The following is a 1,441-nucleotide window of genomic DNA, read 5'->3' on the forward strand; positions in this document are numbered from 1 at the left end:
CTAGCACTACTTTGGCAGATTTTTAGCTCCGGGAGCGTTTCGAGGATTCCCAAGAGCGGTTTTGCGTGATTCATGAGAGGTCGGCTGTTGGAGGGGCCGGCCATGAACAGGGATTGGCAACTCGATCTGGAGCGGTGGCTTGAGCCGTTCGTCTCGGCGTTGAGGCACAAGACGCGTGCGCGGATGTGTCCGGCCTATATTGCTGGGCTGATTGGCCTTGGGGATCGCAAGAGCGTCCAACCGATGGCGGCGCGCGACGCAGGCGTCAACTATGACCAGTTGCACCACTTCATCGCGAGCGGCGTGTGGGATGCTGCGCCGCTGGAGAAGGTGCTGCTCGCGGAGGCCGACCGACAAGTTGGCGGGAACGATGCGTGGCTGATCGTGGACGACACCGCGCTCCCCAAGAAGGGGCGCCACTCGGTCGGCGTCGCGCCGCAATATGCCTCGGCGCTTGGCAAGAACGCCAACTGCCAGACGCTGGTGTCGCTGACGCTGGCCTCTGGCGAAGTGCCGGTCATGGTGGGGCTGCGACTGTTTCTGCCCGAGAGCTGGACTTCCGATCCCGCCCGGCTCGACCGTGCCGGTGTGCCCGAGGGCCATCGTGCCTACAGGACCAAGCCCGAAATCGCGCTGGCCGAGATCGACCGGGCTCGCGCAGCCGGCTTACGCTTTGGCTGCGTGCTCGCCGATGCCGGATATGGCTTGAGCGCCCCCTTCCGGCAGGCGCTCACCGAGCGCGGCCTTACCTGGGCCGTCGGTATCCCGTTCAAGCAGAAGGTCTATGCCGCCGACGTGGCGATGATCTTCCCCGTTGCCGGACACGGCCGCCCGCGCCGCCGGCATATCCCCGATGTGAAGTCGATGACCGCGCAGGCGATGCTGGAAAAAGCCCAATGGCGGACGGTCAGTTGGCGGCGTGGCACCAAAGGCCGCCTCTCGGCCCGCTTCGCCGCTGTCCGTGTCCGGGTTGCAGATGGCCCACCCCAGCGCATCCGCGACATGGGCGCTCAGCATCTGCCTGGCGAGGAGGTCTGGGTGATCGGCGAGCACCGCTCGACCGGCGAGCGCAAATACTACCTCTCCAACTTGCCCGCCGACACCTCGCTCAAGCAGATCGCAGGCGCCATCAAGGCGCGCTGGGTCTGCGAACAGGCGCATCAGCAGCTCAAGGAGGAACTTGGCCTCGACCACTTCGAGGGGCGCTCATGGACGGGCCTGCACCGGCACGCGCTGATGACGATGATCGCCTACGCCTTCCTGCAATCTCGCCGCCTCAAACAAGCGGGAGGGGGAAAAAAGAATCCTCGGCCCGCCGCCCCAACCGAGCCTACCCGCCATCAGGCAAGCCATCCTCACCGCGCTCGCGCAGCCGCCCCCAATCCGTTGTCCCCACTGCCGCGGAACCCTCTCCGCTAAAAATCTGCCAAAGTAGTGCTAG

1 pseudogene is annotated in these 1,441 nt (G+C 65.4%); it reads left to right on the top strand.

The window, feature by feature from the left end:
• The first annotated feature begins 65 nt into the window (after positions 1 to 65).
• Positions 66 to 1,419: pseudogene (locus NKK47_RS34960) on the top strand (IS701 family transposase).
• Positions 1,420 to 1,441: the final 22 nt, after the last annotated feature.

The sequence above is a fragment of the Mesorhizobium sp. M0019 genome, from assembly GCF_040323975.1.
GTDB lineage: Bacteria > Pseudomonadota > Alphaproteobacteria > Rhizobiales > Rhizobiaceae > Mesorhizobium.